Raw genomic sequence first — 26814 nt, 5'->3', positions numbered from 1 at the left:
GAGAGAAATAAACAATGGAAAAGAGCCCATCGTTAGTCGGTGGCTCCTGCATTATCGCCAGTGTTTGTGTTGGCGCAGGAATGTTGGGGCTACCCAGTTCAGGAGCAGGCGCATGGACAGTTTGGTCAATCCTCGCTATTTCAGTGACTATGATCGTCATGACTATTTCAGGTTGGATGCTTCTTGAATCTTTTAAACATTACGATTTAAAAGTGTCTTTTAATTCCGTCACAAAAGATCTATTAGGCAATAAGGTTAATTTCTTTAACAATCTAACGGTTTATTTTGTGGGTGGAATTTTACTATATGCCTATATCACTTCCTCTGGGCTAATTCTGCAAGAATTAACGGGAATGAGCAGCCAACTCGCTTCCATTCTGTTCGTTGCCGTGTTTTCTCTGTTTGTCTGGCATTCCACCCGGGCAGTCGACCGAATTTCCGTCGTTCTTATTGCCTTTATGGTATTGAGCTTCGTCTTCGGCGTATCAGGCATGGCAATCAATGTGGATGTTGCAGTGCTGCTCGATGTCGCCAACCCAGAGCGCCAATATGCTCCTTATGCGATGGCGATGCTGCCAGTCGCCCTGACGTCCTTTGGCTATCATCATTCGGTCTCGTCAATGCGCGCCTACTATGGCGAGGAGAGAAAAGCGAAATACGCCATTCTGGGTGGCACCATTATCGCGCTGGCGCTGTATTGTTTTTGGCTCATCAGTATCTTCGGCAACCTGCCACGCCATGAGTTTGGCCCAGTCATCGAGCAAGGCGGCAATGTCGACGTGCTTCTGAAGCAGCTTGATGGAGTGATAGCATCAGAGAGCATTTCAAAGGCAATTAATGCCTTTTCAATGGCTGCGATCTTGTCTTCTTTTATCGGTGTGGGTTTAGGCGTTTTCGACTTCTTGGCCGACTTCTTCAAGTTCGATGACACCAAAGCTGGCCGAACCAAATGCTGGTTAGTGACTTTTCTGCCACCGCTGGTGATGTCACTGCTGTTCCCGTTTGGTTTTATTGTGGCAATTGGTTATGCCGGCGCTGCCGCGACGGTTTGGGCCTGTATCATACCAGCCCTGCTGGCAATGAAATCCCGCACCTTGTCAGGTGGAAACCAAGGGTTTATGGCCCCCGGTGGCAATGCCATGATTGGCGCAGTGATCCTCTTTGGTGTCCTCACCGCACTGTTCCACTTCCTCGCCATGGCAGGCAAATTACCTTCATTCATCGGTTGAATCACCGATAATACAATAAGGCCGATTACTCGGCCTTATTTTTTCCTGAAGGCGTCCCTTCATCCTCATCTTTAGAAACCGCACTGAATGAAGGTAATGTCACCGGGTGCCCGTTTCTTTCTTTGGCAGAGAGATGCATGTCTTCACCTTGCGTGCCTTCCTCCGCGTCAGAGGTTTCCGCTTTGACTGTCGGATAATCCGACTTTAGGGGTGGAGAATCATCTTCAAAGTCCATCGCCGTAGGCACCGCTCTGATCTGGGCACTCGGTTTCGCCATGACGGAGGACAATACAAAACAAACGCGGTAACGCGGTATTTCGGTGACTTGTGGTGGTGATACTTGGAGCTGACTTTGATGCAGGCTGAGAATGGCATCCACAATCTTGCTTCCCATACCCAATGAGCCAGCGTCACTGGTTTCATCGATGGTGTTTTCAATGCAAAAGCTAACGTTCGCTCCTTTGCTCCTGGTGGCGTCCATCAGAATGGAAGCGCGTGCAGGGCTATGTCGAATGGCATTTTCCATTAAGTTATCGAACACGCGATTTATCAGCACTTCATCTGCGAACACAACTAAGGGTTCGGAAACCGTTATCACCAAATCGACCTGTTTATTTTTCAGTTGAAGTTCGAAACGGTGGCGAACATCCTCAAATAGCTCGCGCACATCAATCTCTCGGTAAGAAAGCACAATCTTTGCGGATGGTGATCTCGCAGCTTCAAGCTGACTTTTTAAATGTCCCTGCAGGCGTTGGGCATTGTGGTAAGCCGTGTCGATCATGCCCCGTCCTTCATCATGCTGGATGCGCCATGTTTCGAGATACCCGAGAATATTCGCCAAAGGCGTTTTCAGGTCATGGCTCAATTGCACCAAATGCTCGCGTCGTTGTGCCTCTTGCACCCTAAGCTGGATAAATTGCTGTTGGATAACCGCCATCATTCTGCGGTATTGATTCGCCAGATCCTGAAGTTCCGGTGACCGTAAATACAGCGGGGGAGAAACTCGAAATTCGGTTTTCGCTGATTCTTCTATCTGCTTCACCATCAGCCTACCCGGCGTGATGATCCCACGATGAACCATGCGATAAACCACCAAAGCAAAAAGCAAAATCGCGACCAACGCAGCAGCAACAACCGGTGCATACTGAAGTAAACTTTCGGTGTCGGCAAAGGCGTTGTAACCCTGACTGCCAATAAGAACATAGAGGTAACCCGCCACCTGTCCGTCAGCATCAATTTGTGCTGCAGAGAACACCTTCTCACCTTGTTGAGATAGGGGATCTTCTCCTAAAACAGGGAACGGCTCTCCGCGAAGAAACTGTTTAATCGGCTCGACATCGACCTGCAAACGGATGACATCTTCTTTAGGAGGACCAGAGGTAGTGATATTACCCTGAGGATCAAGAAAGTAGATTTCAAAGTCGGGGCCCAGCAACATCAAAGTATGGAAGATAGAGGACAGTGCTTCCGGACTATAGTCATCACCGACCATCAAGGGGTTATCGTCCCGCATGTGCATTGCAAGATCTTGATGCAGCAGTTGCCGCGAGCGCTGTTCATTTTGCTGCCACACCGACACACTTAGCAGGGTCAATAGTGCTGCGCTGCACAAAAACCAAATCAAGGTGAATAACAGCAGACGGTTTTTAAACGCCAATATTTACCTCCCGTCCCTCATCAATTAAAGACTCGCTCTTTGGAGTAAGGACGGATCGGAAGCTTCACGGAACTTGTAGCCGACTCCCCAAACCGTGTGGATGTATTTAGGTGCCGCCGGGTTACTTTCCAATTTGCTACGCAGCCTGTTGATAGCACAACACACGGTGTGACGATATCCGTCGTAATCGGTATTCCATACCCGACTAAGCAGTTCATCTTTACTAAAGACGCGATCAGGGCGCTTTGCCAGGCAGCATAGCAAGGAGAATTCTGTCGGTGTCAGGTCGATTTCTCGACCTTCTAACTTGACGCTATGGGTTTCAGGGCAGATTTCAAGATGCTGGAAAAGTAGCGCAGTCGAATGCTCGCTGCTCATCTCACAACTGTCAGACTTCAATGCTTTTACTGGTCCAGCCTGCCACTGGCTATGAAGGGAAACGCGGCGCATCAGTGCCCTTACCCTTGCCTGAAACTCAATCACACTGAAAGGTTTGGCGAGATAATCATCTGCACCGGCTTCAAAGCCTTCCACCATGTCAGATTCAGAATCTAACGCGGTTAACATCAATACGGGAATACCGTTTTCTTGCTGGCGGAGAAATTCACAGAACGTTTTACCGTCTCCATCATCCAGACCTCTATCCAAAACAACAGCGGCGATGTTTTCGTTAGCCAACGTGCGATATCCTTCCTCTAGTGAAGAGCCTTTAACGACTTCAAAGCCCATCACTTTGAGGTGCAAGGCAATAAGGCCTGCGATATCAGCATCATCTTCCAGAACCAAAACTGATTGTTGCATAGGGAGCTCCCATTCTTAGGGTCTGTTGACCTTTGGTAATCATCACCCCCCTATGAACCGAGATTAGGTAGATAAATTTCACGATTTTCGTCAAAAATCGGCTAACGATCATACAAGTCTTCGATTTGAACACTGATTCTTACATTTCATACACCAGCCCCTTCTAGGCCTGACATTTCGCCTCTCAAATCATAAAGTTATGTCACCTTAACTTTCGGCGTCTCGCCCCAAAATTACTTACAGCTCGAATAAATTGGCACCAAGCAAGTAACAGCACTAAAGAATTTTTGATACGAACTTGTTATGATTACTTTCATTGCGCGCATATTTTTCAGTTATTTAAACCAAGAAAGGGTCAATAACGTAGTGCAATATCACTCTGATAAATGATTAGAGCTATATTCATTTATCATGTCATTTAAAATGAGAGGGAACTTCCATGAAAAAACTTCTAGCCTCGTCCTGCCTGCTGCTTTCAGCTATGCCAATGAGCAGCTTTGCGGCAGAGTGCGGCAAAGTCACCATCGCAGATATGAACTGGAACTCCGCAAGCCTCATCGCCAATGTTGACCGCATTATCCTCGCAGAAGGTTATGACTGTGATGCGGAACTGGTTCCAGGCGACACCATGCCTACCGGTACATCAATGATTGAAAAAGGCGAACCGGATATCGCACCTGAATTTTGGAGTAACTCCCTGAAAGCCGCGTTGGACCGCGGTGTTGAGGAAGGCCGACTCCGCTTTGCGGGTGCCGTATTGTCTGACGGTGGTGAAGAAGGTTTTTGGATACCTAAGTATCTGGTAGAAAAAGATCCGAGCCTGGCCACCATTGAAGGTGTCATCGCAAACCGCGAACTGTTCAAACACCCTGAAGATCCATCCAAGTCAGCATTTTTCGGTTGTCCTGCAGGCTGGAACTGCCAGATTTCCTCAGGCCACCTGTTCAATGCCATGGGCTTGGGTGACAAGGGCTTCGAACTGATCGATCCAGGTTCAGGTGCAGGTCTGTCTGGCTCAATCGCGAAAGCGTACGAGCGTGGTGAAGGTTGGTTTGGTTACTACTGGGCGCCAACAGCAGTTCTTGGTAAGTACGAAATGGTGAAAGTTGACTTCGGTTCAGGCATTGATGAAGAGCACTTCAAAACCTGTACCACGAATGCAGACTGTCTGGATCCGAAAGTGACCATGTACCCGCCATCAGCAGTGGACACCGTGATCACCGAGAGCTTTGCACAGAATTCTCCTGAAGCAGTTAGCTACCTGTCTAACCGCTCATTCACGAATGCTCAGTTGAATAGCCTGCTTGCTTGGATGGAAGACAATCAGGCTGACGGTGAAATCGCTGCCATGCACTTCCTGGAAAACCACGAAGACATTTGGGGCGCATGGGTAACACCTGAAGTGGCGAAGAAAATCAAATCGTCACTGTAATCGCTATAAACGCTTTGCGGGCTGGCTTTTCAGCCCGCAATTTTTTGCGACAAGCAAATCTCAAAACGCGACGTATCTTTTGGCTCTCTACGTACGTCCGCATTTACCCACTGGCGATGGGTATATAGTTTCTAATATTCTAAAGACGCAGAGGACGCTGTACTGTTATGGCAGACAATTCTTGGCTGACAGAATTTCCGGAGATGTCACGCTCCGATCTTCTGACGATTCGTAAAACACTTGATGGCGCCTATCGCGAGTTTTCGCGAAACTACGGTGAAACCATCGAATCTTTCTTCGACCCGCTGCTCCAATTTCTCATCTGGTTTGAAAAGCTGCTTCTCGGCACCCCTTGGTGGCTGATGATCGCCATTCTCGCGGGTGTTTCTTACATGGCCAGCCGTTCATGGAAACTCTCTGTAGCCGTTATTTTTTCTTTCCTCGCTATCGGATACTTCGGTATGTGGGAAAACACCATGCGCACCATGAGCATCATATTGGTGTGTACAATGCTCGCCATCTTCCTTGGCATTCCTATCGGCATCGCAATGGCACGCTCAAACCGCGTGCAGTCAATGGTCACACCGCTGCTCGACGTGATGCAGACCATGCCCGCTTTTGTATATCTGATACCTGTGGTCATGCTGCTGGGTATCGGTAAAATCCCAGGCGTGATTGCGGTAGTTATCTACGCTATCCCACCTGTTATCCGTTTGACTAACCTTGGTATCCGGCTCGTGGATAAAGAAGTGCTTGAGGCCGCCACAGCATACGGTGCAAGCCCAATGCAGCGCCTGTTCGGTGTTCAGTTGCCATTGGCGATGCCGACCATTATGGCGGGTATCAACCAGACCATCATGATGGCACTGGCAATGGTGGTTATCGCTTCAATGATCGGTGTGAAAGGCCTAGGCCAACCTGTACTGAAGTCAATCACTAACCAATACTTCACCTTGGGTCTCATCAACGGCCTCGCGATTGTCGCACTGGCAATCATCTTCGACCGCGTATCCCAAAGCTACGCAAAACGTTCACAGCAGCACCTGAGCGGAGGCCACAATGAGTAACACTGAAAACAGCACACCGCTGATCCAGATTAAAGGCCTCTACAAGATCTTTGGTAACACCCCTCAAAAGGTGTTGCCGGACGTCAAAGCCGGTAAATCCAAAGATGATATTCTGGCAGAAACCGGCCATACGGTGGGCCTTCAGGATATCAACCTGGACATCGCGCGCGGTGAAATCTTCGTGATTATGGGGCTTTCCGGCTCAGGTAAGTCCACCATGATCCGACACTTCAATCGTTTGATTGAACCAACTGAAGGCCAGATCATCGTTGAAGGCGAAGACGTCATGAAGCTTGATGAAAAAGGCCTTCAGAATTTCCGCCGCCATAAAATGTCGATGGTTTTCCAGCGCTTTGGTCTGATGCCGCACCGCACAGTGCTGCAAAACGTCGCTTACGGCCTGCAGGTGCAAGGCGTCGATAAATCCGAGCGCGAAAAGAAAGCCACTGATTGGCTGGATACTGTTGGTCTGGGTGGATACGAGCAACAGTACCCGTCACAGCTTTCCGGTGGTCAGCAACAACGTGTGGGTCTGGCCCGCGCACTTTGTACCGATGCTGAAATCCTGCTGATGGATGAAGCTTTCTCGGCACTGGATCCCCTGATTCGAAGTGAAATGCAGGACCAGTTGATTGGCCTACAGGAAAAGCTCCACAAGACCATCATCTTCATCACCCATGATTTGGATGAAGCACTTCGCTTGGGCGACCGCATTGCCATACTGCGTGATGGTAAACTTGTTCAACAAGGACGTCCGGTCGATATCCTACTCAACCCTGCTGACGACTACGTGGAAGCATTCGTTAAAGACGTCAACCGTGCACGTGCATTGACGGTAGATACAGTGATGAAACCGCAAAGCCTTCGCATCAGTTCAGAAACCATCGGTGAAGCGCTAGCAGAAATGCGTAAAGCGAAAGCAGAGCATGGTTATTACGTGAATGATGACGGTTATCAAGGTGCACTGAGCATGGAAAAACTGGAGTCGGTAGATTCAGCCCGCCATGGTGATGCCATTGATGACGCAGTACTTGAAGAGGTGCCTGGCATCCAGAGTGATGCACTGATTGAAGCAGTGATTCCGGACACGCTGGAACATGAGCTTCCATTGCCAGTACTGGATCAGGATGGCGAAATTCAGGGCGAGCTATCGAGAGCGAGTTTGGTCGAAGTACTTTCCGATCAATCTGCAAGCAACGCGGAGGATCGCGACGCGGAAGCAAAAAAGCCTGAATCGGCTTCCGCCTAACTCCTTATTTTTAAAGCTTGAAAAGCGCTTCGTTATGAAGCGCTTTTTTTATTCCAGCCCGTGTCTACTATTCAACATATCAACCACTGCCCCGCAGCAGACTTCGCTATACTAGAGGAATATTTATCATTCCTGAGACGGTATCGTGTTCGCAACCAATAGCAAAAGCTCATACGCACACAGCGCCTTCGGCCTAAAGCTAGCGACGATAAACCTGTTCAACTTTATCGAGCCGCCGGGTGCATTTTACGAATTCAGCAACATTTACAGCGAAGACCAATGGCGTCAAAAGCGTGCTTGGCTGAATCGTTATATCGGCAGTTACCAACCTGACATCATTGCGTTTCAGGAAGTATTCAGTGCGTCTGCGCTCAAAGCGCTGCTAGAGCCACTTGGCTATCGCTTCTTTTCAGTGGTGGATGAGCCAGAACCGCTTGAAGATTACATCTACAAAAGCCCCGTTGTATGTCTGGCATCCCGTTACCCGATCCTGAGTGCCCTTCCCCTTCAAGCAGACCCAGAAGTATCTCAACGTATGGGTATCCAACAGGATTTCGAATACAGCCGTTTGCCCCTGTTTGCAACCCTGGAGCTGCCATCTCTGGGTCAGACGGATATTTACGTCGTTCACTTGAAGTCTAAACGCCCAATCATGGAGGATACGACGGCTGAAGGTGAATCGAAAAAGCTCGCTCAATCCATGCAGGAGGAAATAACAGGCTCGTGGGCATCAGCCATACAGCGTGGTTCTGAAGCCTGTCACTTGATGAACAGCATTATCGAACGCCGCTCTCACACCAACAATCCCGCCATTGTCATGGGGGATTTCAACGATGACCTGCGTTCAGAAGTGCTGCGCGCTTTCCACGTTTCCGGTTTGCGTTCCATCACGGATGACATGGCCGACATGCCTCTCTCACACTACCAACTTCACGACAGCTGGGACTTGTACGTAAAAAGTACCGGAGAGACAGGTTTAGAGCGTCCTCCAACCCATTACTTCCACGCCAAAGGATCGGTGCTGGATTACATTTTGCTTTCCAGTGAATTCAACAGTGGTGATCCAGCGAGCATCGCTGAAGTCGGTGACTTTCATTGCGAAGACACCCATCTGGTGAATCCCAAATTCGATCAGGATACTTACAGCACTGACCACGCTATTGTCAGCGTCACCATTTCACTCCGCCAATAACATCCACCAGTAGTGAAGGTCGGCTGATCTCGTGGCAAACACAGTCGCCTTTAAGGTTGCTCACTAATTACGCTGTCATTTCTCGCGAAAATCATCATCTTGGTTAAGCTTAAAAGGGTGTCTCATTCTCGATACTTTGTTTTTAGGAGCCTGTGATGATCGGTTTATCCGCCAAGAAAGTGGTTTGCCTTTTTGCCTTCATTCTCTCAGCGTGTTTCTCGTTGCCAACAGTTGCCGAGAAGCACAGCAAGAAAGAAATCATACTGGTCAGCGAAGCTTGGGAAGACGCGACAGAAAAAGATGGCTCAGGCTTGTACTTTGAGATCATGCGCCGTGTTTTTGAGCCGCTTGGTTATAGTATAAAAACCATTACCACCACCTACTCCAGAAGTGTCTATCTTGTCCAAACGAAAAAAATGGACGCCTTTTTGGGCTCTTACATTGATGAGCAAGAAAAGGTTTTGTACCCCTATTGGCACTTTGATGCTGAACAGGTCTCTGCGGTCTACAAAGCATCTGTGATACCCGCTTGGGAGGGAGAGACTACGTTAAAAGGCCGCACTGTAGGCTGGGTAAAAGGCTACGACTACAACGATTACATAGAGACCAAGTTCAATATTCATGAAGTGAAATCACGCAGACAAGGTCTTTCTATGGTTTATTCTGACCGACTCGATGTCTTGCTAGATGCACGAGCTGAACTCGAAGAAGAGTTCGCGTTGGGCTATTTAAAACGTGACGAGTTTGAAATGGCGAACATTATGGATCTCAAACTCTATCCTGGCTTTGCCGACACAGAGAAAGGTCAGGAATTACGCCGGATATATGATGAGCGCTTTGAGGAGTTACTGAACAAGGGTGAGATAAAAAGGCTCTACGATGAATATGAATGGGAGTACTTTCCGTTTTCCGTCAATCCATCGCCTTAGGGGCCGTTGACCTTTGTTGATGATTTTTGCAGCAGTTTGTGGGGGTTTTATGCAAGGCAGAGGCTTCGATATGTAGCTGGCCTACATGAGAAGCCGATAACGCAGCAGAAATTCTCCACAAACGCTGCCCGAAGGGTTCTGCTCTAAGCGTTTTATGCTTTGTTGAGGTGTATTTGCTTAGAATGACTAGGCGGCACACACCTCGCCGCGCCTAAAACGCTTATAGCCAGAACAAAATTTAACCACCAAAGTTCAACAGCCCCTAGTGGCTGTTGACCCTAACTAGATATTAAAAAAACGCCGCCCATTGGGCGGCGTTTTAGTGTTCACTGGCGCTTATCGGTTATTGGTGATGTCTTGGTAATCACCATCAATCGTCTGTCCTTGGTGGCGTTGTTTAGGGCCGAACGGCGTTTCACGTGTTTCGCTATATGCTTGCTCAAACTGAGCAGCTTGTTGCTCTTGCGCTTTGCGCAGTTTCTTCATGACGAATGGTTTTGCAATTAATGCGCTTACTGAGATCAGGAGGCCAAATACTGCTGCAAACACCAAAGTAAAGAAGCCAAGAATAAGGGTAACCACACCGGTCAGGATTTGTCTCATAGTAATTTCCCGTGGATTAAAATCGTGTTGGCTTCGTATCACTTCCCCATAACATGCGGCTTGGGCGGCAAAATATCAAGGGGCCTTTACATTTATTTACTGACTAGGCTGTTTATCTGGTCCACCAACAGCGGCACATTTTCCCACAAAATGAAGTGTCCTTCATCTGGCATCATTTTTAATTCAGCCTCTGGCAGCTTTGTCTTTGCAAATAGCGAATTGCCAGGATCTGCCAAATCATCTTCTGCCCCATGCACCAAAACAACCGGCATGTTAAGTGGCGACCAGTCTTTCGCTGCTAACTTTTCCAACTCTTTGTCCAATACCATCATTTCTCGGTTCGACTTGAGCAAATCGTCCGGCAGTATCCAGTTCGCCACCAAGGTGTTTGTTAAGTGGTTATACCATTTAGGGGATTCCAATTGCGGATCAAACGCCGATGCGATCAACAACAAGCCATTCACACTGTCTGGTGATAACAAGGCCAGTTGCAACGCTATAGGCCCACCTAACGAATGACCCACTACCCAGTTTTCTTTGCCATCCTCTAGCAACCCCATTAGCGCTTCAGCTTGTTTCTCAATGGAAGTTTCTACCGGACGACCGGACTCACCAAAACCGGGGCGATCAACCGAAACAAGTTCCAGATGCTGTAATGCGGGGTGTGACAGGTAGTCGTCATACGCTTCTTTGCTTCCCGGTGAACCATGAATAAACACCACTCGACTTTCAGCGCCGGGACTACCCGACACTTTTATCGAAGCTTCAGCGATGTTTGACGCATCAACTTCAACTTTCTCTGCCATTGCAAAGCCTGGGGAAGCCACAAACATTAGAACAAGAAAGGCATTGAGTAATGGCGTTTTCACCATGGTAGAAATACTCCTTGTTACACGATAGCGGGATTCGACTATCACCCGGTATAGACCGCTTCTATCCGCTTTTTGCTCCAACCTCGACCTTCTTTGCGTCCAGTTTTCGGTATTAAAAACAAGACTTCACTGACCTTTTTACCACCTCATGTGCAGATAGTTACTTATGAGACAGATTGAGAATGCCACCCGAAGGTAATCTGCCTAGGGGCTGCTGCAAAAATCATCACCAAAGCTTAACAGCCCCTAGGCATCTCATGTCAGTAAGAGGAAGTATGACATGCAAACTCACAAGAACATCATTATGGCTCTCAAGGCCACATTGCTCATCGTCATAGCAACCAGTTTGATTGGCTGCTCAGCATCACGTCATGAACAGCTTGCTGATCTCGGCTTTAGCACGCCATACATGGAAGGCTATGACGACGGGTGCCACAGCAAAGTTACAGCGGCACGAACCAACAAAGACGGCTACCGCCAGGATCCAGAGCGTATGTTCAAAGAGCCACGCTATGCCAACGGCTGGAATGATGGTTATGAGCAATGCTTCGTTGCCAATAAAGAATTTTATTAATACGTAACCCCGCCTTAAAGGCATAAAAAATCCTGCTATTAAGCAGGATTTTTGTTTTCTGTCTGACCCGTATTATTAATCGTGATCACGTGGGAGCAACACACGCTTCTGCACTTCTTCGCCGTTTGAAAGTTTGGCGGTAAAGACAACGCTGCGGCTATATGTCTCATCAGAAATAACAAAGACGAGGCCATTTTCAGGCGTTACATACTCACTCAAAGCGCCTTTCAATGTCACCGTCGCCCCTTCAACAGGTTCGCCGTTTTGCAACACTTTCACCCATGCACCTTGTCCCGCAGCGACCACTCTCATACTGACATCATCGTTCATCATCCCTGCGCTCGCAGCAGATGAAACAGCAAACAGACTTAACGCAATCATTGTTTTTTTCATGATGACCTCTCCGTCATTTCTTTTCACACGTCACTCAACCTAAAGATAGAACTGCATCCCACATTAAGCCAGATGACAGATTCGAAAAACTCCAACAAAAATTTCGATATTTAAGGCACATACGTCATACACGAAACTTCATCTCACCCCGAATTTTTCCTTATTCACCACCCGATAGTCGTGAATAGAATCGCAGCGAAAATGTGATGTGTAATATTTTTGCAACATTTTCCGTGAAGTTAGCCAGAGCTGTCCTATATTTAAGACATCTTGTATAGGCCATTTCACCCATATCGAGCTGGCGCGAGAAAAAAGACAGGAGAAATCATGCGATTGGCACTACCACAAACTATCAAAGCACAACTCTCGAGTGTCGTTTTACTCATACTCTTTTCTGTTGCCGTATTCGCCATTTCCTTCCAGCGATCATTCAGTGAGCTGGAGACATTGGATGGCGCATCCGTAGAAATTCTGAAAAGCCAAACCTCCGTATTAATGCTTCGACGCCATGAGAAAGACTTCATGGCCCGCAAAGAAGCCAAGTATAAAGACAGGTTTGAAAACGAATACGGCGCGTTGACCCAGAAGTTGCTCACTGCGAAAGCGAAACTCAACGCTCTCGATATGGAAGGCCATGAAGCCATTGATGCCATGCTTTACAAACTGGAGAAATACCACAGAGACTTTGAAGCCTTGGTTGACCAGCGTATGGAGATTGGTGCCTCTTTCGACTCTGGGTTGAAAGGGACGGCTCGTGAGGCCTCACATCGCGTGGAAAGGGAGATACAGAAAGTCGAGAATGACATGCTTTACAACAAGCTTCTGATGCTACGACGTCATGAAAAAGACTTTCTACTGCGCTCTGATACCCAGTATGTCGATAAATTCAACGCCCTGATGGATGAACTATCTCCTGCCATCGCGACGAGTGATATGCCCGCCAGTAACCGTCTTATTATGGAAACCGCACTGCGCGAATATCACAAAACCTTCAATGCATTGGCAGCTGGCATGGAAGACGTAGGCTTAACACCGCAGAGTGGTTTGCATGGAAGTTTGCGTGCCTCGGTTCAAGAAGCTGAGAGACAAATGAAAGCGCTCAGTGAAGACTTGGTTACAGCCATCGATATCCGTGAGAAAAGTGTTACCAAGCGACTGACGCTGATCGGCGGCGCGTTGGCGATTGTTGTCTGTCTGACACTTGGGCTGATTACCCGTTTGGTAACAAACAAAGTTTCCGTTGCGAATGCCTTGATGAAAAAGATCGCCGAAGGCGAAAGCTCGCTGCGGGTTCGAATGAACCTTAGTGGTAAAGATGAGTTGTCTGAAATGGCATCTTACTTCAATCAATTTATCGGTAATCTCCAGCACACGATGGAGAAGATTGCAGGTATCTCTTCAGAACTTTCAAGCAACGCAAGACGCAGCCTGACCATGGCGAGTGATACCGCCATCAATGCAGAAAAGCAACGCTCAGAATCGGATTCAGTGTCGACAGCCATGACAGAAATGACGGCTACCAGCCGAGAGATTGCGGAAAGCGTATCGACAGCGGCAAACGTAGCAAAAGAACTTCAGGATTCAGCACAAACAGGACGGGCGGTGAACAGCGAAACCTCTGCCAAAGCCAATCAGCTTTCAGAGAGTATGCGAAGTGCCAGTGACAACATGCAAAGGCTTAATGCCGACAGCGAAGAAATTGGCTCTGTGATTGATGTTATCCGCTCTATCACGGAACAAACCAATCTTCTGGCATTGAACGCTGCTATCGAAGCGGCACGCGCCGGCGATCAGGGTCGAGGCTTTGCTGTCGTCGCTGACCAAGTTCGTGAGCTGGCGATGAAAACCCATCAATCCACGGACGAAATCACCAAAATCATTGAGCAACTCCAGGGCGGCATTCGTCATAGCGTGGATTTGATGAATGAGAGCAGTGAAATGGCATCAATCAGCGTTGAACAAGCACGTGAGGGTGCATCAGTCATGGCTGCCATGGTTTCGCAAATCGAGGATATTGCTGGTCAGAACCTACAAATCGCCACGGCTTCCGAAGAACAAACTGTGGTCACGGAAAGCGTAGACAGAAACATCATCGCCATTGTTGAGCTGGCAGAACACACCGCCAATGCTGCGAAGAAATCAAACGTCTCAGCGTCGGCGATTGAACAACTCGCCAACGAGCTGGATAAGCTGGTCGGAACCTTTACTGGGCAATCCCAACCTCAACCGCGTCAGCAAACAGAAAACGGCGAACAAGTCGATTTGGAACTGGCGCGCACATAACATTGGGGACTGTTGACCTTAGCAGGGGCGCTTGGGCGCCCCTACTTCTTTGTATCAAGCCTCCCCTCTGCCATCAACAAACTACTGCTATATTAATGAAAACACTCAAACATCGGGTTCACTATGAAAAAGCCAGAATTGCCAGTCGATGAAATGTACCGCCTGCAGGTGCTGCATCACCTCAATATTCTTGATACCGGTAATGAAGAGCGCTTTGACAGACTTACCCGACTCGCCAAACAGATGTTCGGTACAAAAATCGCCGCCATCAGCTTTATTGACACCAATCGCCAATGGGTAAAATCGGAGATTGGCCTTGCAAGAGAATACCCTCGGGATATCACATTCTGTGCTCACACCATTCTGGATAACGATCCCATGGTGATTAACGATACCCATGCAGACTCGCGGTTTTCAGATAATCCACTGGTGCTTGGGGACCCCAAAATCCGCTTCTACGCAGGCTACCCTATTCGACATGTGAGTGGCTCATTACTTGGCACTTTAAGCATTGCTGATGACGAGCCAAGAGGATTTGACGACGACGATTTACGCTGTATGAAAGATATCGTCGATCTGGTTGAGAATGAATTGGCCGCGATGCAACTAACCACGCAGGACCAACTGACTGGCCTGCTCAATGAGCACGGTTTTGAAGTCCTATGCCAAAACAGCCTCAACATGTGCGAACGCCTGAATGCGCCAGCGTCACTCGTGTTTTTCGATTTACGTGGTTTGAAAACAATTAACCTGCTTCAGGGCAATGTAGAAGGTGACCGGGCGTTGGTATTTTTTGCCGAGTTGCTGAGATTTGGCTTTCGCGATTCAGACGTCTTGGCAAGGCTGGAAAGCGACAAGTTTGCAGTGCTGATGAGCAACACCCCTATCGCCAACACTCAGGACATCCTGCACAGGTTCAAAGAACGTGTAGATCGATATTCTGTAGAGAACGCTCTCCCCTACACGCTGGATTACTGCATCGGGGTGTCGTGGGCTGAGCCTGAAGGCGATTATGATTTCGGACAACTGTTGGATATAGCCCGCAATCTGGCGCTCAAGGCCAAAGGTTAGCTGTGCCTACAGCCGAAAACGCTCACATTTGGTTTCTCGACGTTGATTCAGTGCATCACGGTCGAAAACAGGTTGATGATAACCACACCTGCAACGATGAGTGACATTCCCAATATTGCAGCCAAATCCAGTTGCTGCCCATAGAACATCCAAGCCACCAGAGACACCAACAAAATGCCTGCCGCGCTCCAAATAGCGTAAGCGATACCCAGCGGCATCGACTTCACTGTGATAGAAAGCAAGTAAAATGAGATTGAATAACACAGCAGTACTGATGTTGTCGTTACTGGCTGGGTGAAAGACTGGGTTTTTGGCATCATCGACGTTGCGACAATTTCAAAAAGAATAGCAACCGACAAAGTGACAAGTGGCGGCAAAGTAGTGATGAGTTTCAGCATAATGACTCAAACATCCTCTAGGTGCAGTTAAACGTGTTGGCATCCTGCCCCAGAAATAACGAAGCCCTGCCATATGCAGGGCTTGTTATACCCAACTGAACCAGTCAGCTGGATATTATCCGCAAAACGATTATACGCGGTTTGCAGCGTATTCGTTAAGCTCTTCTACAGAAACTGCAGTGATGAATTCATCGTTCAAGAAGAAGTTCACCATCTCGCCTTCTTTCTCGCCACGCAGAATCTGAGTCGAGCCATCAGCGTATGCAACAGACATTTCCAGAGACTTGTCGTTGATCTGCTTAACGTCAGCAGCAGAAATCTTGATTGGCGCGGTCGTCAGATCTTTGTCCAGCTTCTGGTTGATCTTGATAACAGCGCTCATTGGCGTATCAGCAACCGCTGGTGATTTGCCAGAGATTGGGTTGGTGCCAGTCCAGAACTCGATTGAGTTGAAGATGAACAGGTCAGCTGCTGCCGCTACGCCGTAAACTGGGCTCATCAGTACGTACAGACCTGCACGAGCATAGCGGTTGTCTACTGCAGACAGGTTCAGTTTCATCACTGCACCTGATGTTGCCATTTGACCGATACAACCTGTCAGAGACACTGTCAGAACTGCTGCCGCAACAGCTTTGATTGCAAATTTTTTCATCGTTTTACACACTGTGAGTTTAAAAAGTCGGCGAAGTATACAGTGTATTTTTACGAAGAAAAGAGGCGAAAATGAACACCTTCACTTGTCCGGCAACAAGTGATTTACAGACGTTTGTAAGGGCAATGTCAGCGCGGTTAATTCATCGTTAATGACTGAACGTATCCGTCTGTTTTCATTAACGGAGTGAATTTCACTCATTCACACGACAAATATTAACAAAAGGAAATCCAGACCTGTTCGTTTGCTTATATTTTAACCAGGAAATTCCCCTCACAGCCTTCAAGTCAAGTGCAAGCCCTCATGCTTTCTTATACAATCCTCCACCTTCGATCTCTGAGATACCATCATGAACCGTAAAAAGAAAGTCATCCAAACGCTGAAAAAGAAAGATAAGAAACAAAAAGCCAAGCTGAACAAAAGCAATAAGCCGCGTTACATTTCCAAAGCAGAGCGTGAAAAGCTGGCAGCAGAGGAAGTGCAAACTGAGTCAACCGAGAATCAAGAGCAAGCACAAACCTCTGAGTAAGTGATACCACGCGCGTTTTTCTTCCCCCATGCAATGGAATGCAACCTGATCCCTGCCCTCTCCTGTTCATGACATAGAATATTGCGATAGAGTGATCGCGCCAAAATGAAAAGGAGAAAGGCATGTCAGCACCAAGTTGGGACTTTTCGTTCGTCTACCAAAGCCTTCAAGACACTGCGATACAAAACGATCTCGCGCGCTGCAGCGATAACATTGCAGCACTGAAGAACCTCTCACCGGATACCATTGAAAACTGTCAGCGTGCGCTGACTTTGTTGGATGAAGCCTCTACCCTGCTTCAATCTGTCTCAAGCTATTCGGGATGCCTCTCAACCGTGGATGCCACTAATGCAGAAGCCAAGGCTGTCGTGGTGAAAACCGAAGTGATGGATTCCAGCCTCAATCAAGCGTTCAGCCCATTTGAAGACAAGCTATCCTCCTGCGACGATGCGTTCTTTGAGGATGTATTGGCGGGCTCCGATGCCACAGGTAGCTATCAGCGCCATGCGTTTCGTCTTTCCCGACTGCGCGCGCAGCAAGCTTTCCGTCTTTCCGTTCCCGAGGAGCAATTGCTTTCAGCCATGCAGGTCGACGGGAAAAACGCTTGGGGTCGCCTCTACGACGACATCACAGGTACACTGAAAGTCAGCCTGAAATTCCCAGATGGCAGCGAAGAAGAGATGGGGTTGTCACAGGCAGCAAGCCTGCTTTACGGCGGAGATACATATCGACGCGAGCCAGCCTGGCATGCCATTCGCGAAGCGATGGGAAAACAGGAAGTGACCTTTGCGGCTATCCTGAATGCCCTCGCAGGCAATCGACTCACTGAGTACGAGAAACGCAGCCACACCAAGCCACTGCATTTCCTCGCCCCTGCGCTTGAAGAAGCCCGTATAGAGCAACCTACACTGGACGCCATGCTGGATGTCACCAAAGCCAGCCAGGACCTTTCCCGTCGCGCAGCAAAAGCGATGGCAAAAGTGTTCGGCACAGAGCAGCTAAAACCTTGGGATGAAATGGCAGCAATGCCATCATTCGGTGCATCCAAGCCAGCAAACTATTCTTTTGATGACGCGATTGCGATCATCCGCAAAGCATTCGACAGTGTCGACCCTGAAATGGCGGAATTTGTTGACATGATGGTTAAACAAAACCTGATTGATGCAGCACCTCAATCTAACAAGAGCATGGGTGCCTACTGCACTAAGATTGCCAAAACCCGCACCCCACTGGTGTTTATGAGTTTTGGCGGCAGCATGTCTGATGTATTGACGCTTGCGCATGAACTGGGGCACGCATTCCACAACTGGGTGATGCGCGACATGCCATTTGTCGAAACCGAATACCCAATGACACTGGCAGAAACCGCCTCCATTTTTGCAGAAAACGTGGTGCGTGATGCGTTGCTCGAACAGGCAGAAAGCGACCACGACAAGCTATTGATGCTGTGGGAAGAAGCCCAAACCGCCGTAGCGCTCATGCTCAATATTCCGGTCCGTTACGGGTTTGAAAAAGCCTTCTATGAGCAACGACAACAAGGCGAATGCTCACCAGTACAGCTTCGCTCGCTGATGGCAGATACCTGGAATGAATGGTACGGCGACGCTATGTCTCAGCCTAACGATCTGTTCTGGGCGACTAAGCTGCATTTCAGCATCGCAGAAATCAGTTTCTACAACTATCCGTATCTGTTCGGTTATCTGTTCAGTACAGGTGTGTACGCAAGACGCGCAGAGAAAGGTGCTGCTTTCTACGGTGATTACAAAGCCCTGCTAAGAGACACGGGCAGAATGAGCGCAGAAGACGTGGCAAAAGCCCACCTGGGTGTGGATTTAACGAAGCCGGAATTCTGGCAGCAAAGCATCCAGATTGCTGAAAAGCGTATCGAAGCGTTTGAAGCCCTGGTTAAAAAGCTTTAACGAACTATCAGCAGAAACAAAAACACCCGCCGAGGCGGGTGTTTTTGTTTGCGTGGTTGAAGGCGAAATTAACCTTCAATACCACGTGATTTCAGGAACTCAGCGTAAGTGCCTTTGAAGTCAGTGATCTTGCCATCACGGATTTCGATAATGCGGGTTGCCAGTGAGTCAACGAATACACGGTCATGCGATACGAAGAACAATGTACCTTTGAATTGTTCCAAAGCTGTGTTCAGCGATTCGATAGATTCCATGTCCATGTGGTTGGTCGGTTCGTCCATCAGCAGCATGTTTGGCTTGTGCATCATGATCTTGCCAAGCAACATACGGCCCTGCTCACCACCAGACAGCACTTTGACAGACTTCTTGATGTCATCTTGAGAGAACAGCATACGGCCAAGGAAGCCACGAACGGTTTGCTCGTCATCACCTTCTTGCTGCCACTGGCTCATCCACTCCATCAGGTTCACGTCTTGCTCAAAGTCATGAGCGTGATCCTGCGCGTAGTAACCGATGTTTGAATTCTCAGACCACTTGTATTCACCGGTACGTGGCTCTAGCACACCTGCCAGCGTATTCAGAAGAGTGGTTTTACCCACGCCATTCTCACCAATGATCGCAACGCGCTCACCCACTTCAAAAATGCCGCCGAAGTTCGCGAACAAATCAGCTTCAAAACCTTGGCTCAGGTTCTCGACTTCCAGTGCGTTACGGAACAGCTCTTTTGACTGCTCAAAACGAATGAATGGGTTCTGACGGCTTGATGCCTTCACTTCACTCAGCTGGATCTTGTCGATTTGCTTCGCACGTGAAGTCGCTTGTTTTGCTTTAGAGGCGTTTGCAGAGAAACGCGCAACGAAGGTTTGCAGCTCAGCAATCTGTGCTTTCTTCTTCGCATTGTCTGCCAGCAGACGCTCACGCGCTTGTGTCGCTGCCGTCATATATTCGTCGTAGTTACCTGGATAAACGCGCAATTCACCGTAGTCCAGGTCAGCCATGTGAGTACACACTGAGTTCAGGAAGTGACGGTCGTGCGAGATGATGATCATGGTGCAGTTACGCTCGTTCAGCGTGTCTTCCAGCCAACGAATGGTGTCGATGTCCAGGTTGTTCGTTGGTTCGTCAAGCAGCATGATGTCTGGGTCTGCAAACAGTACCTGCGCCAGAAGCACACGCAGTTTCCAGCCCGGTGCTACCGCACTCATTAGGCCGTAATGTTGCTCAACAGGAATACCTACCGCCAGCAGCAATTCACCCGCTTTGGACTCTGCCATGTAGCCGTCCATCTCAGCGAATTCCACTTCCAGATCAGCCACACGCATGCCGTCTTCTTCGCTCATTTCTGGCAGAGAATAGATACGGTCACGTTCTTGTTTCACAGCCCAGAGCTCTTTGTGGCCCATGATAACCGTGTCGATAACTGTGAAGTTCTCGTAGGCAAACTGATCCTGGTTCAGCTTGGCAACACGCTCATTAGGATCAACGCTTACATTACCGCTGGTTGGTTCCAATTCACGGCTCAGGATCTTCATGAACGTAGATTTACCACAGCCGTTCGCCCCGATAAGGCCGTAACGGTTACCTTCACCGAACTTTACGGAAATGTTTTCGAAAAGTGGCTTGGCGCCGAATTGCTGGGTGATATTAGCTGTACTAAGCAAGGCAATAATCCTGAACTGAGAATGGAAAACGCCGCAAGGGTACAGAGTTCGCTCCAGTACTTCAAGCAAACAGCGAAACAAGTCACATTTCTGTCATTCACAGCCCGGTTTAACAACAAAAGTTTGCGCCAAGTCCCAAGCTCCCACATTCGGCCTGCAAGGCCCCAAATTCAGAGAATTAGTAACTACACTTAGTGGATTACTCTGTCTCAAATTAAATACAACCATTGACAGTCTTGAACACTTTTGAGAGCGCTATGGATACAAAGATCATCTCGACATTCTTCCGCTTAAATGCCCTGCCCGTGCTTGGTGTGGTTTTGGGGGCTTTTCTCTCCACTTTGTTGGTTGCTGTTGCTTCTTCCAATGCCTCCGCAGACGCTGGTGCTAAACAGGTGCTGTATATCAACGCCTTTCACCGCGGTTATGGTTGGAGTGACGAAATCGAAAGTGGCATTCGCGACACTTTCGATGCAACGGGGACAGAGATCGATCTTTCCGTGGTCTATCTCGACACACTGAGATATCAAGGGGAAACCGTCAGTGAAAAAGTCGCCGAGCTGTTGGCAATCAAACAAGTTGCCGATGCCACCGACTTGGTCATCACTTCTGACAATGCCGCATTAGATTTTGCGCTTCTCCATCAAAAGGAGCTGTTCCCTAAACAACCCATCCTCTATACCGCTCTGAAAGATTACCCGATCGACGGGTTAAGTACGGCTATCAATACAACCGGCATTTCCGAGTACAGTGATTATAAAAATGCCGTGGACCTCGCCTTGTCCCAGCACACTGACGCCCGTTCTATTGTGTTTGTGGGAACCACAAAAGAAGGCCATAACAAACGTGTTGTCGACATCGTGAGGGAAAGCGTGCTTCCAGCCTACGTCGATATCCTTGATACTGAAATTATCGTCGATAAGTCTATAGAAGCGTTGGATGCCGAGTTAAGCCAGTTCCCAGCACACTCACTGATTTTCCTTTTGAGTAATACCCTGCCTAAATCCGATGGCTCCGAATACAGCCCAGCGGAAACGGCAAGACTCCTTTCGTCTATCGCTCCGTTCCCTGTCTATACCTATTGGCATTCCCATATCGGTCACGGCGCGATAGGCGGTCAGATAGTCACAGGCTACAGCCAGGGTAAAGCCGCAGCTCAACTGGCGCTCGAAGTGCTTTCAAGGGATGTTGCAACTCCCCTACCTTCCGCCATGTCAGCGCCTGCCTCATTGTTTTTTGACCTTGAATCCATGGAGAAGCACAAAGTATCTCGTGATGACCTACCCGAGGGCACCCGCTTCATTAACTACCAACCGCCGATCTGGCAGGAATACAAAACCGAAGCCTTGACCACTTTGGTGATTATCTTTGGTTTAGCCTCACTGGTGCTTGCCTTCTCTTTACTGACCAAAAGACAAAGTGAAACTATTCACCAGATCAGTGATGAGAATGTAGAGCTGACACACGCACTGGATTTGAATCAGGAGGCATTGGACGATGTCACGCACCAACTGGAAGAAGTGAATCCAATTGATGAACTGACAGGATTGAGCAATTTCCGTCACTTCAACGACATGCTCGACAAAGAGCTTCGCAGAGCCAGTCGCTACAAAACCCCTCTAAGCTTGCTGATGATTTCCGTCGATAAATTTGAGGAATACAAATCAGCCCAAGGAGAAGAAGCCGCGAATAATGTACTGACAGACATCAGCAAAGTGATCTCGGAAACCTGCCAGCGTTCATCCGACGTGCTTGCCCATTTGGTGGACGAAAAATTCGCCATCATTCTTCCTCATACGACTCGAGAAAACTCGCACATAGTCTGTCAAAAGCTACATGATCAACTGAAGGTTAAAAATCTGCCTTTCGTCCTGTCCAAAACAGGTGCTGTCACCCTTAGCATCGGCTTGTCATCTCTCGAAGCCAGCGGTGAGCGTATAAACCCACAGCACATGTTCAATACCAGCGAAATGATGAGAATAGATGCGGAGAGGCAAGGTGGAAACGGCACCCGCTCGGACATTATTGCCATTCATCCGGAATCAGGTTCTTCGAGCGCCAGCTAGCCCTCACCGTTCACCTTCCCTTCACTCCCAAATAACACCGATCATCTTCATATCGGTGCTTTCATCGCATTGGCCTAACAGTCTTCACAAAATGGGTTAGTGTGAGCGGGTTGGTTGTTTTTCCTTAATTATTTTACGGAAAAGCTACTGTGCATCCGAAATACCTTATCGAAAGGCGCGCATGAATTATGCTGCGCCTCTTTTTTAGCCCAACAACTTGAACATCTCTACCCATAACAATGATTCGAGAATCAAAATTCTCGAGCATCTTCACCAATATAAGGACAGATAGGTATTTCACGGTAAAACAATAATAACTAACATCGCATTTGTTAGAAAAGATAGAGCACAATGAACCCTACAATCGCATACCTAGAGCGCACGCGCGTTCTCGTCGTCATCGGAATTTGTTCTGTAATTGCATACATTACAGGATTTCTTTTCGGCGGGGCTTTTTACTACCACCTAGCCATTTCGCTCGGCTATGGTGTCACTCTCAATTTTCTGCACGTATTTCTGGCGAGAAACTTCCCCAAATGGTCTAACCCCAAGCGAACGGCTATTGCCGTTAGCGTAGGCTCGATCATTGGCACCATGAATATGCAGTTGTGGATTTATCAGTACCGTGGTTTCTGGCGGACAGAAGTACTTCTTCCCACGCTAATATTCACGGTTTCTGTCGCGATCTTTACAGCCTGCTTTTTCATCATGCGTGACAGAGCAAGAGAAGCAGAAAATGACCTCAAAGATTCGCAACTCCGGCAAGCAGAGCAAGAAAAAGCCCTGATAAACAGCCAACTGAAAAGCCTCCAGGGGCAGATGGAACCGCATTTTCTTTTTAATACGCTGGCTAACATCCAGGTGTTAATTGACATTGATGCGCCCAAAGCAAAATTACTGCTCGAGAAAATCACGGACTTACTCAGGGCAAGTTTGAAACAGCAGCGCAAAGACACTGTCTCCCTGAATGACGAACTTAAGTTGCTGGACAGCTACCTCTCTATTCAACAGATCCGCTTGTGTGATCGCATGGGGTTTGAAATCAAAGTCGACCCCTCGATCTCCAAGCAACTCCGCATCCCTCCATTCCTGATTCAACCTGCTGTCGAGAACGCCGTGGTGCATGGCATAGAGCCTTCAGTGAAAGGGGGATACATCCAAATCAATTTCTTGAAAGAAGACGACATGCTTACCGTGGAAATTTCCGATAACGGCATTGGCTTTAATGATGGATCTAAAGGCAATGGTGTAAGCATGAAGAACGTGAAGGAACGCCTTTCAACCCTCTATGGTGAAAAAGGCAGACTGAAACTCATTCCCCATCATGGAGGGGGATTCACGACAAGGATTTCATTTCAATGCGAGCAATAATTGCGGACGACGAGCCGATTCTCCGTCATCACTTAAGTCGGCTTCTCGGGGCGGTATCTTCTGAGATTGACGTTGTAGCTAGCGCGAAAGACGGTATTGAGGCACTAGACCTCATCAAGAAACTTCAACCCGACGTGGTATTTCTTGATATCAGAATGCCGGGACTGGATGGACTGGAAGTGGCGAACCTTATTAGCGATATGAAAAAGCCACCTCGCATCGTTTTCGTCACGGCATATGATCACTATGCCATCGAGGCCTTTGAGCAAGGTGCCATTGATTACCTTATCAAGCCCATCGATGAGAAACGCCTAACCAAGACCTGCTCTCGCTTGAAAACGCGCACCAAACCCACTCTAAATGCTGACGAGCTGACCCAAATACTTTCTCAAACAAAGGAGAAAGCAGAACAACCACTCACTTGGTTAAAAGCGGCAAAAGGTGAAGATATCCACCTTATTCATGTTGATGATGTCGAGTACTTTCGGGCAGAAGACAAATACGTCACCGTCGTGACTAACGACGCTGAATACATCATCCGCACCCCGCTCCGCAACCTTTCCCAGATGCTGTGTGAAGAAACCTTCTGGCAAATTCACCGCTCTGTCATCGTGAAAGTGTCCGCGATAAATCGTGTATTTAAGGACATGACCGGCAAAATGGTGGTTGAAGTAGCTTCCAATCAGAGCCAACTTCCCGTGAGCCGAAATGCGCACGCTTTGTTCAAGCAAATGTAACCGATACCCAAACACTCTGAAGACGCTCGCATTCAGCATCTTCAGAGTGTTTGGGTGTCTATTACCTCGTTTTCGGTTCAAATCATCCAAATGCGGTTTATCGGCGAAAAATGCATTTGGTCTCATCGCACTTTTCTTTTCTCTAACCTGATGTAGCTTGGCATCGTGAAAAGACAAGGAAACACTCAAGGAGAAGGACAATGTACATCAAGGACAATTGGCTGAGTCGCATAGCGCTGTTAGCTATTGTCGGATTCGTTGTCGTTTCCGTTTTGTGGTTTAAGCAAGTTAACGCCGGCCCGATGCAAAAGACGCTTCAAGACGCCTTTGTAGATGCCAGCACGGGAGACCGTAGCGCAGGGGATCACGTACTGAGCGCCGTCGAAAACCTGCTTATTCAGTATCCCGAAGATGCCCTGTTGACCGCCTATTACGGCAGTACTATGTCGATGAAAGGACGTGATGCGTGGCTACCTTGGAACCGCCAGAAGTATTCAGAAATTGGTGTCGACTCGTTAAATAAATCACTCAAAAGACTATCGGACGAGTCGTTTAACAAACCTTATTACGGGCTCAATGAAGGGCTTTACATACAGTCGCTTGCTGCCATCACCTTCATTAGTCTGCCTGAATCTTTCGAACAACGAGATCGTGGTTTTGAAATGCTGAAAACCATGATGGCGTCTGAAGAACTCGGTTACTACCCTTTCGGGCCACGTGCTTGGATACACATTGAAGCGGTAAAAGCCGCTATTGATATGGAAGAAACAAGCACAGCGACCCAATGGGCAAATGAAATGCAGCGCCTTGCACCTACCCATCCTTATACCCAACAAGCGCTGGAATTGGTGACAAACTAACCAAGCACATCTTGCTTACGCAACTTTCTGCCCATCAATGATGTCTATACCCAAACAACTTGAAGATGCAGGATTCAGCGAGTTTGACTGGCGTTGTGATCGCGGCGTTCCTTTGCAGGTGTAGTCACCTCCATCAAAAAGGAACAACAAAGAGCACGACGTCAGTCAACTCGCCCGAAGGGAGGCCCTCAATGCGCCCACTTCTTCGTTAAATTCCACGGAAATAGAACCACTATTCCTCGAGAAATTTGCCTCGAATTGAACGCATTGATGGCCTCTGAATTCGAGCATCTTCAAGTTATTTGGGTATATAGCATTATCTCCACTATTCCACGATGAGGCGAAGTCATGTCCATACGTTTATTTTCTGTTGCCATGGTGCTGTTCCTAAGCGGCTGTGCCAAAAGTGTTTACACTGACTTTGACCAGCAGTTCGCTTATCAAGATATTCAGACCTACGATATCGCCGTCAAGCCTTCAACCTCTCCCGTATCACTGGACGACAGCCGTATTGAGCGCGCATTGGAGCGGGAAATGGCCGCCAAAGGCATTAAAGAAACCAACACTTCTCCCAACGTGACGCTTCGCTATTTCGTTCAGCCAAAAACCGAAGCCATTGCACATGGTCCTTCAATCAGCTTCGGTTACGGTTCACGCCGATTTGGTGCACGATATGAAACCCCAATTCGCATTGAAGAGCGAGATTACGGTCAACTGGTCGTAGAAATGGTGGACAATCAGAGCAATCAGGTCATTTGGCGTGCCGTATCAAACCGCAAACTGACGGATAGCATGACCCCTTCAAGTAAGAATGAGTTCATCAATGAGCAGGTGAAAGACATGTTTGCAAACTTCCCTCCTTCAAATGGTGAAAAGTAAGCAAGTTAACACTCACTTTTATGCCACTTTCGGACATTAACCTGCTATCCATCCTATTTTAAACAGCTAATGTCATCTTTCCTGCTGCTCAATGCATCGAGCAGCAGAGTGTTGACCTCCAACACTCAAATGTCAGCCTTTTATTTTAGGAATTCATCTCAGTAAATGACTTTCCCGTAGAATCTGCATTTAACACCGCATTTATAAATGCTTGAGTAAAAGGCAACCGATTACAAATGCGACTTAACTCACCCATCAAATCTACCAGACATAAAAACAGGCCATTAAATTCAGATAGTTAAAATGGGTCACTCAAAATAACCCTCAAAAGTAGCGGTCATTCGATTGACATCACACATTTCGCCGATAGAATACCGCGCCGTTTAACCG

Annotated in this window: 24 protein-coding genes; 16 read left to right on the top strand and 8 right to left on the bottom strand. The window is 48.1% G+C overall.

The features are described 5' to 3' along the window. Positions 1 to 14 precede the first annotated feature (14 nt). Positions 15 to 1229: an aromatic amino acid transporter gene (locus QL223_RS01600; RefSeq protein WP_281543655.1), complete on the top strand. Its 1215-nt coding sequence runs from the start codon at positions 15 to 17 to the stop codon at positions 1227 to 1229. Positions 1230 to 1254: 25 nt separating this feature from the next. On the opposite strand, the gene QL223_RS01595 is transcribed toward QL223_RS01600, so the two are convergent. Together QL223_RS01595 and QL223_RS01590 are read right to left on the bottom strand one after the other, a co-directional pair. Beyond that, positions 1255 to 2886: a HAMP domain-containing sensor histidine kinase gene (locus QL223_RS01595; RefSeq protein WP_281543654.1), complete on the bottom strand. Its 1632-nt coding sequence runs from the start codon at positions 2884 to 2886 to the stop codon at positions 1255 to 1257. 24 nt (positions 2887 to 2910) lie between these two features. After that, complete coding sequence (locus QL223_RS01590; protein WP_281543653.1) at positions 2911 to 3687, bottom strand: response regulator transcription factor; 777 nt, start codon at positions 3685 to 3687, stop codon at positions 2911 to 2913. 439 nt (positions 3688 to 4126) lie between these two features. Here QL223_RS01590 and QL223_RS01585 point away from each other — a divergent pair, with 439 nt between their 5' ends. The 5 genes from QL223_RS01585 to QL223_RS01565 all read left to right on the top strand — a co-directional run bounded on the left by QL223_RS01585 (position 4127) and on the right by QL223_RS01565 (position 9556). After that, positions 4127 to 5119 carry an ABC transporter substrate-binding protein gene (locus QL223_RS01585; protein WP_002541156.1) on the top strand — a complete coding sequence of 331 codons (993 nt, stop codon included), beginning with the start codon at positions 4127 to 4129 and terminating at the stop codon, positions 5117 to 5119. A gap of 167 nt (positions 5120 to 5286) precedes the next feature. Next, the gene (locus QL223_RS01580) at positions 5287 to 6186 is read left to right on the top strand and encodes a proline/glycine betaine ABC transporter permease (RefSeq protein WP_002541155.1); all 900 of its coding nucleotides are present in this window, start codon (positions 5287 to 5289) and stop codon (positions 6184 to 6186) included. Further along, positions 6179 to 7435 (top strand): glycine betaine/L-proline ABC transporter ATP-binding protein, encoded by a 1257-nt coding sequence (locus QL223_RS01575; RefSeq protein ID WP_281543652.1) that lies wholly within the window; start codon positions 6179 to 6181, stop codon positions 7433 to 7435. Before QL223_RS01580 ends, QL223_RS01575 begins: the two co-directional genes overlap by 8 nt. Before the next feature lie 145 nt (positions 7436 to 7580). Then, a complete protein-coding gene (locus QL223_RS01570; RefSeq protein WP_281543651.1) occupies positions 7581 to 8627 on the top strand; it encodes an endonuclease/exonuclease/phosphatase family protein in 1047 nt (348 codons plus the stop codon). 155 nt (positions 8628 to 8782) lie between these two features. Further along, entirely contained in the window at positions 8783 to 9556 is a 774-nt protein-coding gene (locus QL223_RS01565; RefSeq protein WP_281543650.1) for a transporter substrate-binding domain-containing protein, read from the top strand. 336 nt (positions 9557 to 9892) lie between these two features. Here QL223_RS01565 and QL223_RS01560 read toward each other — a convergent pair whose 3' ends face one another. After that, positions 9893 to 10159, bottom strand: coding sequence for a hypothetical protein (locus QL223_RS01560; protein ID WP_002541151.1), 267 nt, complete (start codon positions 10157 to 10159; stop codon positions 9893 to 9895). 92 nt (positions 10160 to 10251) lie between these two features. Next, the gene (locus QL223_RS01555; RefSeq protein WP_281543649.1) at positions 10252 to 11031 is read right to left on the bottom strand and encodes an alpha/beta fold hydrolase; all 780 of its coding nucleotides are present in this window, start codon (positions 11029 to 11031) and stop codon (positions 10252 to 10254) included. Positions 11032 to 11311: 280 nt separating this feature from the next. Between QL223_RS01555 and QL223_RS01550 the strand changes: the two genes are divergently transcribed. Then, positions 11312 to 11605, top strand: a complete 294-nt coding sequence (locus QL223_RS01550) for a hypothetical protein (RefSeq protein WP_281543648.1) — start codon at positions 11312 to 11314, stop codon at positions 11603 to 11605. A 75-nt stretch (positions 11606 to 11680) separates the two neighbouring features. Here QL223_RS01550 and QL223_RS01545 read toward each other — a convergent pair whose 3' ends face one another. Further along, entirely contained in the window at positions 11681 to 11998 is a 318-nt protein-coding gene (locus QL223_RS01545) for a hypothetical protein (protein WP_281543647.1), read from the bottom strand. A 327-nt stretch (positions 11999 to 12325) separates the two neighbouring features. On the opposite strand from QL223_RS01545, the gene QL223_RS01540 reads away from it, so the two are divergent. Together QL223_RS01540 and QL223_RS01535 are read left to right on the top strand one after the other, a co-directional pair. Next, positions 12326 to 14281: a methyl-accepting chemotaxis protein gene (locus QL223_RS01540; protein WP_281543646.1), complete on the top strand. Its 1956-nt coding sequence runs from the start codon at positions 12326 to 12328 to the stop codon at positions 14279 to 14281. A gap of 123 nt (positions 14282 to 14404) precedes the next feature. After that, a complete protein-coding gene (locus QL223_RS01535; RefSeq protein ID WP_281543645.1) occupies positions 14405 to 15352 on the top strand; it encodes a diguanylate cyclase in 948 nt (315 codons plus the stop codon). Positions 15353 to 15399: 47 nt separating this feature from the next. Here the strand turns inward: QL223_RS01535 and QL223_RS01530 are convergent, their stop codons facing one another. Both QL223_RS01530 and QL223_RS01525 read right to left on the bottom strand, forming a co-directional pair. Further along, complete coding sequence (locus tag QL223_RS01530; protein ID WP_281543644.1) at positions 15400 to 15750, bottom strand: SMR family transporter; 351 nt, start codon at positions 15748 to 15750, stop codon at positions 15400 to 15402. A 130-nt stretch (positions 15751 to 15880) separates the two neighbouring features. Beyond that, complete coding sequence (locus QL223_RS01525) at positions 15881 to 16402, bottom strand: DUF3332 domain-containing protein (protein WP_281543643.1); 522 nt, start codon at positions 16400 to 16402, stop codon at positions 15881 to 15883. Between the two features lie 349 nt (positions 16403 to 16751). On the opposite strand from QL223_RS01525, the gene QL223_RS01520 reads away from it, so the two are divergent. Further along, positions 16752 to 16931 (top strand): DUF2986 domain-containing protein, encoded by a 180-nt coding sequence (locus QL223_RS01520; protein ID WP_281543642.1) that lies wholly within the window; start codon positions 16752 to 16754, stop codon positions 16929 to 16931. A gap of 122 nt (positions 16932 to 17053) precedes the next feature. Continuing rightward, positions 17054 to 18850 (top strand): M3 family oligoendopeptidase, encoded by a 1797-nt coding sequence (locus QL223_RS01515; RefSeq protein ID WP_281543641.1) that lies wholly within the window; start codon positions 17054 to 17056, stop codon positions 18848 to 18850. Positions 18851 to 18918: 68 nt separating this feature from the next. Here the strand turns inward: QL223_RS01515 and QL223_RS01510 are convergent, their stop codons facing one another. Further along, positions 18919 to 20511, bottom strand: coding sequence for an ABC-F family ATPase (locus QL223_RS01510; RefSeq protein ID WP_281543640.1), 1593 nt, complete (start codon positions 20509 to 20511; stop codon positions 18919 to 18921). 257 nt (positions 20512 to 20768) lie between these two features. Between QL223_RS01510 and QL223_RS01505 the strand changes: the two genes are divergently transcribed. The 5 genes from QL223_RS01505 to QL223_RS01485 all read left to right on the top strand — a co-directional run bounded on the left by QL223_RS01505 (position 20769) and on the right by QL223_RS01485 (position 26424). After that, complete coding sequence (locus QL223_RS01505; RefSeq protein ID WP_281543639.1) at positions 20769 to 22577, top strand: GGDEF domain-containing protein; 1809 nt, start codon at positions 20769 to 20771, stop codon at positions 22575 to 22577. A 351-nt stretch (positions 22578 to 22928) separates the two neighbouring features. Continuing rightward, positions 22929 to 23948, top strand: coding sequence for a histidine kinase (locus tag QL223_RS01500; RefSeq protein ID WP_002541136.1), 1020 nt, complete (start codon positions 22929 to 22931; stop codon positions 23946 to 23948). Beyond that, positions 23936 to 24685 (top strand): response regulator, encoded by a 750-nt coding sequence (locus QL223_RS01495; RefSeq protein WP_002541135.1) that lies wholly within the window; start codon positions 23936 to 23938, stop codon positions 24683 to 24685. Before QL223_RS01500 ends, QL223_RS01495 begins: the two co-directional genes overlap by 13 nt. Positions 24686 to 24885: 200 nt before the next feature. Further along, positions 24886 to 25545 carry a hypothetical protein gene (locus tag QL223_RS01490; protein WP_281543638.1) on the top strand — a complete coding sequence of 220 codons (660 nt, stop codon included), beginning with the start codon at positions 24886 to 24888 and terminating at the stop codon, positions 25543 to 25545. 348 nt (positions 25546 to 25893) lie between these two features. Beyond that, positions 25894 to 26424: a DUF4136 domain-containing protein gene (locus tag QL223_RS01485; protein ID WP_281543637.1), complete on the top strand. Its 531-nt coding sequence runs from the start codon at positions 25894 to 25896 to the stop codon at positions 26422 to 26424. Positions 26425 to 26814: the final 390 nt, after the last annotated feature.

The organism is Grimontia sp. SpTr1 (assembly GCF_947387585.1).
GTDB classification, from domain to species: domain Bacteria; phylum Pseudomonadota; class Gammaproteobacteria; order Enterobacterales; family Vibrionaceae; genus Enterovibrio; species Enterovibrio indicus.
The sequence above is the reverse complement of the archived record's forward strand: the minus strand, read 5'-3'. Positions and strand labels throughout refer to the sequence as shown.

Excerpts from the sequence above, each read along its gene's own strand:
- QL223_RS01540 (WP_281543646.1), top strand. The coding sequence starts at position 12,326 with ATGCGATTGGCACTACCACAAACTATCAAAGCACAACTCTCGAGTGTC.
- QL223_RS01590 (WP_281543653.1), bottom strand. The coding sequence starts at position 3,687 with ATGCAACAATCAGTTTTGGTTCTGGAAGATGATGCTGATATCGCAGGC.
- QL223_RS01575 (WP_281543652.1), top strand. The coding sequence starts at position 6,179 with ATGAGTAACACTGAAAACAGCACACCGCTGATCCAGATTAAAGGCCTC.
- QL223_RS01555 (WP_281543649.1), bottom strand. The coding sequence starts at position 11,031 with ATGGTGAAAACGCCATTACTCAATGCCTTTCTTGTTCTAATGTTTGTG.
- QL223_RS01490 (WP_281543638.1), top strand. The coding sequence starts at position 24,886 with ATGTACATCAAGGACAATTGGCTGAGTCGCATAGCGCTGTTAGCTATT.
- QL223_RS01600 (WP_281543655.1), top strand. The coding sequence starts at position 15 with ATGGAAAAGAGCCCATCGTTAGTCGGTGGCTCCTGCATTATCGCCAGT.
- QL223_RS01520 (WP_281543642.1), top strand. The coding sequence starts at position 16,752 with ATGAACCGTAAAAAGAAAGTCATCCAAACGCTGAAAAAGAAAGATAAG.
- QL223_RS01525 (WP_281543643.1), bottom strand. The coding sequence starts at position 16,402 with ATGAAAAAATTTGCAATCAAAGCTGTTGCGGCAGCAGTTCTGACAGTG.
- QL223_RS01585 (WP_002541156.1), top strand. The coding sequence starts at position 4,127 with ATGAAAAAACTTCTAGCCTCGTCCTGCCTGCTGCTTTCAGCTATGCCA.
- QL223_RS01515 (WP_281543641.1), top strand. The coding sequence starts at position 17,054 with ATGTCAGCACCAAGTTGGGACTTTTCGTTCGTCTACCAAAGCCTTCAA.
- QL223_RS01560 (WP_002541151.1), bottom strand. The coding sequence starts at position 10,159 with ATGAGACAAATCCTGACCGGTGTGGTTACCCTTATTCTTGGCTTCTTT.
- QL223_RS01550 (WP_281543648.1), top strand. The coding sequence starts at position 11,312 with ATGCAAACTCACAAGAACATCATTATGGCTCTCAAGGCCACATTGCTC.
- QL223_RS01545 (WP_281543647.1), bottom strand. The coding sequence starts at position 11,998 with ATGAAAAAAACAATGATTGCGTTAAGTCTGTTTGCTGTTTCATCTGCT.
- QL223_RS01485 (WP_281543637.1), top strand. The coding sequence starts at position 25,894 with ATGTCCATACGTTTATTTTCTGTTGCCATGGTGCTGTTCCTAAGCGGC.
- QL223_RS01530 (WP_281543644.1), bottom strand. The coding sequence starts at position 15,750 with ATGCTGAAACTCATCACTACTTTGCCGCCACTTGTCACTTTGTCGGTT.
- QL223_RS01495 (WP_002541135.1), top strand. The coding sequence starts at position 23,936 with ATGCGAGCAATAATTGCGGACGACGAGCCGATTCTCCGTCATCACTTA.
- QL223_RS01565 (WP_281543650.1), top strand. The coding sequence starts at position 8,783 with ATGATCGGTTTATCCGCCAAGAAAGTGGTTTGCCTTTTTGCCTTCATT.
- QL223_RS01500 (WP_002541136.1), top strand. The coding sequence starts at position 22,929 with ATGAACCCTACAATCGCATACCTAGAGCGCACGCGCGTTCTCGTCGTC.
- QL223_RS01505 (WP_281543639.1), top strand. The coding sequence starts at position 20,769 with ATGGATACAAAGATCATCTCGACATTCTTCCGCTTAAATGCCCTGCCC.
- QL223_RS01580 (WP_002541155.1), top strand. The coding sequence starts at position 5,287 with ATGGCAGACAATTCTTGGCTGACAGAATTTCCGGAGATGTCACGCTCC.
- QL223_RS01535 (WP_281543645.1), top strand. The coding sequence starts at position 14,405 with ATGAAAAAGCCAGAATTGCCAGTCGATGAAATGTACCGCCTGCAGGTG.